This is a genomic window from Neisseria sp. HMSC067G12 (genome assembly GCF_001812725.1).
Taxonomy (GTDB): domain Bacteria; phylum Pseudomonadota; class Gammaproteobacteria; order Burkholderiales; family Neisseriaceae; genus Neisseria; species Neisseria perflava.
Genome location: NZ_KV810211.1, coordinates 1 through 419, shown reverse-complemented (window position 1 = coordinate 419; position 419 = coordinate 1). Strand labels below are relative to the sequence as shown.

The following is a 419-nucleotide window of genomic DNA, read 5'->3' as shown; positions in this document are numbered from 1 at the left end:
ATGAGTTGACCAAACGGGTGTTTGCCGACGGCAGCACCAACCTGATGGAACGCGACGACTTGGGCCGACTGCTCAGCCACACCGATGCAATGGGACGCGTTACCCGTTATCAGTACAGCAACGAAGGCCAGGTAGAAAGCATTATCCGTCCGGACGGCGTCATCCTGCATTTCGACTATGACGACAACTACCGTCTGATCCGCAAAAGCGATGCCGAAAGCCGTTATCACGGCTATACCTACGACGAAGCGGGCAACCTGCTGACCCATACCGACCCGCTGAAACACATCACCCGTTTCGAATACGCCGGCAACGGCCTGCTGCTGTCGGTAACCGACCCGAACGGCAGCTCCACCGCCTATCACTATAACGAAAACCATCAGCCCGACCGGATTACCGACTGCTCGGGTTACGAAACC

At 56.8% G+C, this 419-nt stretch carries 1 pseudogene; it reads left to right on the top strand.

Features of this window, described 5'->3' with window-relative positions:
• A pseudogene (locus HMPREF2871_RS07515) lies at positions 1-419 on the top strand (RHS repeat family protein); the annotation flags it as partial.